Here is a 5,743-nt window from a genome sequence, read left to right on the forward strand (position 1 = left end):
GTCGACGAGGTGAGTGGCGCCCATTTGAGCACGTCCTCGAAGCTGCGGTTGGCGACCAGGACCGGCATCAGCCGCGCGCTTGCCCAGAGATGGCAGCGAAACAAAGCGCGCAGGAGAGGACCGTCGGCCATCAGGCGATACCTTTAGCCATCAAGCACCTGGCGTGGCGAGGATACCTTCCGAGACCAGATCCGTGGCCAGTGCCGCGATGTCCTGGTCGAGCGTGCCCTTGTCGACCTCGAACTCCTCGCAAAGCAGGTCGACGATCTGGTCGAGGTTGCGCGCGCCGTCCACCTTGTCGAGAAAGGCTTCGGTCGTGCCGTTGCACGTGTAAAGCTGGCCGCTGCGCGCCAAAAGCACGACGGCGCCATCGCCGACATGCTGGACCGAAGCGTCTTCCGCCAACCGCAGAACCGTTCCAGAGGCAATTTCCATCACGAACCCCACCAAGCCATGCAAAACCCGGAATTCAGATAGCGCGGTGAGGGAACGCTGTCTATCAGCCGATCATGGGACCGGCGGCAGGCTCGTGCGGCGATGCGTTCCGATACGCCCTCGCCAAGTCGCGAAAAACAGCACGGCTGGCTGTTCCCAGCAGGAATCGTCCCAGAAATAGTCGTCAGCGCGAGGAGGCAAGCAACTGAGCGGGTCGGCTGGGCCGTTGCTTTTCTTCCCTAGAGTAAGGTAAAACCTGCCTGGGTGTTGGGGAGATAGCGTATGCGTTACAATTGGGAACGGGCTCCGACGAGCTTCGAACGTCACAGAAAAGCGCTGGCGACAGCTATTTTGATCGCTGGCGGCATTGGCCTCATGCTTGTGGCCCTGCCGATCTAGACAAGCTGCAGATCGAACCGATGCTGGCTGTCAGGGCGCCTGGCGTGACCCTGTCAGCGCGGCTGCCCGGTGACGGCAAGGAAGCAGCGATCGCGCCCCTCGAAACCTTGGCTGAACCGCTGCACCAGCACGACAATCACCGCCGGCTTGCCGGCCGGGGTGAATTCGTAGGATTCCGACAGGCTGTAGGGTCGGGCCGTTTATCGAGCCCGGCACAGCCTGTCTTCGTGCTACCCCTGCCCTTGCAGCGTCAGCCGAAAGCCGAGCGCCTTGCCGGATGTAACGCCTTTTAGCGTCGCATCGAAACTTGCCGAACAATCACTCGTCCTGGCGTGCATTTGCGGCCAGGGTTAGAGCGCGCTATCTGGAGGGAAGAAAATCATTCCTGGGGAGGGAACGGATGGCTTCACGCTATCACGAAGTCTATGACGGCTGGAAACGCGACCCGGAACAGTTCTGGGCGGACGCGGCCGGCGCCATCGACTGGTATTCGCCCTGGAACAAGGTGTTCGATACCACGGCCGGTGTCTATGGCCGCTGGTTTACCGGCGCCACCTGCAACACCTGCTACAATGCCATCGACCGCCACGTCGCCGGCGGGCGCGCCGACCAGATCGCGCTGATCCATGACAGCGCCATCACCGGAGCGGTCAGGAAATTCACCTATGCCGAACTCAAGCGCGAGGTGGTTGCACTCACCTCGGTGCTGAAGAACCGCGGCATTCGCAAGGGCGACCGCGTCATCATCTACATGCCGATGGTGGCCGAGGCCGCCATCGCCATGCTGGCTTGCGCCCGCATCGGCGCCGTGCATTCGGTGGTCTTCGGCGGCTTTGCCTCGCATGAGCTTGCCACCCGCATCGACGACGCCAAGCCGAAGCTGATCATTTCCGCATCCTGCGGCCTGGAGCCGGGCCGCGTCGTTGCCTACAAGCCACTGCTCGACAAGGCGATCGAGATCTCCCGGCACAAGCCGGACGCTTGCCTGATCCTGCAGCGCGACCAGTTGCGCTGTGACCTCAAGGAGCATTTCGACATCGACTACGCCGATGCCGTCGCCCGCGAACGGGCAGCCGGCGCCAATGTCGATTGCGTGCCGGTGCTTGCCACCGATCCGCTCTACATCATCTACACATCGGGTACGACCGGGCAGCCCAAGGGCATCGTGCGTGACAATGGTGGCCATATGGTCGCGCTGAAATGGACGATGGAAAACGAGTTCGGCGTCAAGCCGGGCGAGGTGTTCTGGGCGGCATCCGATGTCGGCTGGGTGGTCGGCCATTCCTACATCGTCTACGGGCCGCTGCTGCATGGCTGCACCAGCATCCTGTTCGAGGGCAAGCCTGTTGGCACGCCCGATGCCGGCACCTACTGGCGGGTGATATCGGAGCATGGCGTCGTCGCCCTGTTCACCGCACCGACCGCGTTCCGCGCCATCAAGGGGCAGGACCCGCAAGGCGAGTTCATCCCGAAATACGATCTGTCGAGATTCCGCACGCTGTTCCTCGCCGGCGAGCGCGCCGACCCGGAAACCATCAAATGGGCGGAGCAGAAGCTTGATGTGCCGGTGGTCGACCATTGGTGGCAGACAGAGACCGGCTCGCCGATGACGATCAATCCCGCCGGCCTTGGCCTGCTACCGGTGAAATACGGCTCGCCCGGCGTGCCGATGCCCGGCTACGACATCCGCGTGCTCGACGATGCCGGCCACGAAGTGCCGCGCGGCGCGCTGGGCAATGTGGTGGTCAAGCTGCCGCTGCCGGCCGGCTGCCTGCCGACGCTATGGAATGCCGATGCGCGGTTCCGCCAAGCCTATCTCGACGAGTTCCCCGGCTTCTACAAAACGGCGGATGCCGGCATGGTCGACGAGGACGGCTATCTCTACGTCATGGCCCGCACCGACGACATCATCAATGTCGCCGGGCACCGGCTGTCGACCGGCGCCATGGAGGAGGTGCTTTCAGCCCATCCCGATGTCGCCGAATGCGCGGTCATCGGCATTGCCGACGCCATGAAGGGCCAGGTTCCGCTTGGCTTCGTGGTGCTGAATGCGGGTGTAACGCGCGACGTCGGCCTGATCGAGAACGAAGTGGTCGGCCTGGTGCGCGAACGCATCGGCCCGGTCGCCGCCTTCAAGATGGTGGTGACGATCAAGCGCCTGCCCAAGACGCGGTCGGGCAAGATCCTGCGCGGCACCATGCAGAAGATCGCCGACAAGGAAGAATGGGCCATGCCGGCGACGATCGACGATCCGATCATCCTCGACGAGATCACCGCGGCCCTGAAGGAGCGCGGAATCGGCCTTTGAGCCGCTGAAGGATTTGGCTTGCCGAGGCGGCTTTTCGGATCGACGAGCAATCTTTTATTGTGCAACGCAGCAATGCACCCTACAGTCTTTCGCGGGGGGCCATCGACAAGGTCGCATGGCTCAGCAGAAGATTACATTTGGCGGCGTCGACATCCTGCGGTTTCTCGCCGCCGTCATGGTCATGGTCTACCACTATGGCTTCTGGGTGTGGGCGTATCCGGACGGCGTTTCGGCGCGCGCCACGGGCGGCGTTCCTCCGCAGCCGGCAATAGGCGCCTGGGTCGAATCCGGCTGGGTCGGCGTCCAGATTTTCTTCGTCATCAGCGGCTTCGTCATCGCCTTCAGCGCCGAAAGGTCGACGCCCTTACGGTTTTTCGAAGCAAGGGTGAAACGGCTGGCGCCGGCGGTGTGGATCTGTGCACCGGTCACCGCTGTCGTGCTTTTGATCGTCGGCCTCAGCTGGCCGACAGATGCCGTCATTAGGCTCGTCCGCACCGGCCTGTTCGCCCCCTACGCGCCATGGGTGGACAGCGTCTACTGGACGCTCGGCATCGAGATCGCCTTCTATGCCATCGTCTGGGTCCTGCTTAGGCTCGGCCGCTTCAATCAGATGGAAATGGTGGCCATCGTCATCGGCCTGATGAGCACGCTGTTCTGGTGCCTGTACTACCCGCTCGACTGGGCCGACCTTGCCGAAACACGCACGCTCGACCTGCTTCTGGTGCATCACGGTGTTTTCTTCGCGACCGGCGTCATGCTGTGGCTGATGCGCTTCAAGGCGATGACGGCCGCTCGCCTTGCCTTCTGCGCCCTGTTCCTGGGCGGCGGCGTGCTGCAGATCGCCAGTTCGGTCGACGTTCATATCCTGAAGGTGGGGCGAGAGATGCCGTTCGCGCCGCCGATCCTGATCTTCCTCATCGCCATTGCCTTGATGGCGTGGTCGCTGCGGCTCGACCTGTCCTGGAGCGGCTGGCGCCGGATCGGCCTGATGACCTATCCGCTCTACCTTCTCCACGATGTCGTCGGCGCGGCCCTGCTCGGCGTCCTGGTCCGCGCTGGGCTGCCGCATCTCGTCTCGATGGTGGTCGTCGGCGCGACGATGATCGCGGCAAGCTGGCTGGTGGCGACCGAGGCCGAGCCACGCATCCGGCTGCTGCTCGACCACACCATTTTCCGCTATCGGCTCAAGGCCGCGTAGCCGCGCCTTGTTGACCAAATGGGGGTTAATCAGTGGGCACTTCGGTGCCCAGTTTGCGCAGGAGCTGTACTGCCCAGCCGCAAGGTTCCGAGGCCTGGATCGTGGGCCAGTTTGAAATTCAGCCGGAGGACGTCGATGGTTCGCGGCCGGTACAAAAAGCAAGGGACTGATTGATGCTGATTGTCAGGATGGCGGAACTGGAAATCGATCCTGACCAGATCGACAGCTATAAAAACCTGCTTGCCGAAGAGATCGAGGCCTCCGTGCGAATCGAGCCGGGTGTGCTTTTCCTTCATGCCTTGTCGGAAAAAGACGCCCCTGAAAAGGTCCGCGTGATCGAATGCTACGCTGATCAGGCGGCCTACGAAATCCATCTGACCACCCCGCATTTTCTCAAATACAAGACGCAAACGGCGCATATGGTGCGGTCACTTCGGCTCATCGAAACCGACCCGATCACGCTGGCAGCGAAGCCCGGTCAGATCTCAAACTGACCCACCACCGAGACCGGCTCGACATCGCCGTTCATCCAGAGCGGTGGACTCCGTCTCAACGCGATGCGTTTTCGAAAGGACCTGTTTGGGCAATGGCCGATATCAGACCGGCGCCTTGCCGCGCACTTCCGACTTTTCCAGATAATAGCTCGAGTATTTGTCGAAGAATTTCTCGGAGCCGCCGAACGATCCGTACTTGGCCAGCTTCTTCAGATCGACCTTGTTCAGCACCGCGCCGACGATCTTGTTGGCGACATAGGGTTCGGATTCCAGCATCGACCTGACCATCGCGCGCGGCGTGCGTCCCCATTCGGTGACCAGCACAAAACCGTCGACCAGTGGTGCGAAGGCCTTGGCGTCGACCACCGGTCCGAGTGGCGGCAGATCGACGACGATGTATTCGAACGTCTCCTTGGCATTCTCGATGAAGCGCCGCATGCCGGCCGAGGAGAGAAGTTCGCTGGTATGCGAGAAGTGGCCGCGCAGCACCGCCGGGATGATCGCCAGCTTCGTCTGCCGGTCGATCTTGCCGACGGACTGCCAGGTCTGGCCGTTGACCACCGCTTCCATCAAGCCTTGCTCGGCTTCCATGCCAAGGCCGCGGCTGAGGCCGGGGTTGCGCAGATCACCGTCGATCAGCAGCGTCTTGGCGCCGTTGGCGGCAAGCAGGCCGGCGAGATTGGCCGCGACCGTCGACTTGCCCTCGCCGGGAAGCACCGAGATGATGCCGATAACACGGCTGCCTTGCCCCTCCAACACGACGTCGAAGGCGATCTTGGCGCTGCGCAGCGTTTCGGAGAACATCGAGGCAGGCGAATCGATGCTGACCCGCATGCGCGCCCGTTTTTCCGCGGCCGACAGCGATTGGGCGGTCTTCGCATCCACCTGGGTCTCGCCCGACTTTTCTTC

Annotated in this window: 6 protein-coding genes; 4 read left to right on the forward strand and 2 right to left on the reverse strand. The window is 62.5% G+C overall.

The genetic code is table 11. The annotated features are described in order from the left end of the window. Window positions 1-150: 150 nt before the first annotated feature. Complete coding sequence (locus tag EN935_RS19555) at window positions 151-435, reverse strand: PqqD family protein (RefSeq protein ID WP_126067461.1); 285 nt, start codon at window positions 433-435, stop codon at window positions 151-153. A 443-nt stretch (window positions 436-878) separates the two neighbouring features. On the opposite strand from EN935_RS19555, the gene EN935_RS40860 reads away from it, so the two are divergent. The 4 genes from EN935_RS40860 (at window position 879) to EN935_RS19575 (ending at window position 4,834) form a co-directional block, all read left to right on the forward strand. Further along, window positions 879-1,127, forward strand: a complete 249-nt coding sequence (locus EN935_RS40860; protein WP_164757589.1) for a hypothetical protein — start codon at window positions 879-881, stop codon at window positions 1,125-1,127. A 107-nt stretch (window positions 1,128-1,234) separates the two neighbouring features. Then, window positions 1,235-3,142, forward strand: a complete 1,908-nt coding sequence (locus EN935_RS19565) for a propionyl-CoA synthetase (RefSeq protein ID WP_127263028.1) — start codon at window positions 1,235-1,237, stop codon at window positions 3,140-3,142. A 115-nt stretch (window positions 3,143-3,257) separates the two neighbouring features. Continuing rightward, window positions 3,258-4,340, forward strand: coding sequence for an acyltransferase (locus EN935_RS19570; protein WP_127263029.1), 1,083 nt, complete (start codon window positions 3,258-3,260; stop codon window positions 4,338-4,340). 173 nt (window positions 4,341-4,513) lie between these two features. Beyond that, window positions 4,514-4,834, forward strand: a complete 321-nt coding sequence (locus tag EN935_RS19575; protein ID WP_127263030.1) for a putative quinol monooxygenase — start codon at window positions 4,514-4,516, stop codon at window positions 4,832-4,834. 102 nt (window positions 4,835-4,936) lie between these two features. Here EN935_RS19575 and EN935_RS19580 read toward each other — a convergent pair. Then, window positions 4,937-5,743 (reverse strand): polysaccharide biosynthesis tyrosine autokinase (locus tag EN935_RS19580; protein WP_127373540.1); only part of this gene is annotated, 807 nt, incomplete at its 5' end.

Origin of the sequence: Mesorhizobium sp. M7D.F.Ca.US.004.03.1.1, from assembly GCF_003998635.1 — a bacterium.
GTDB lineage: Bacteria > Pseudomonadota > Alphaproteobacteria > Rhizobiales > Rhizobiaceae > Mesorhizobium > Mesorhizobium loti.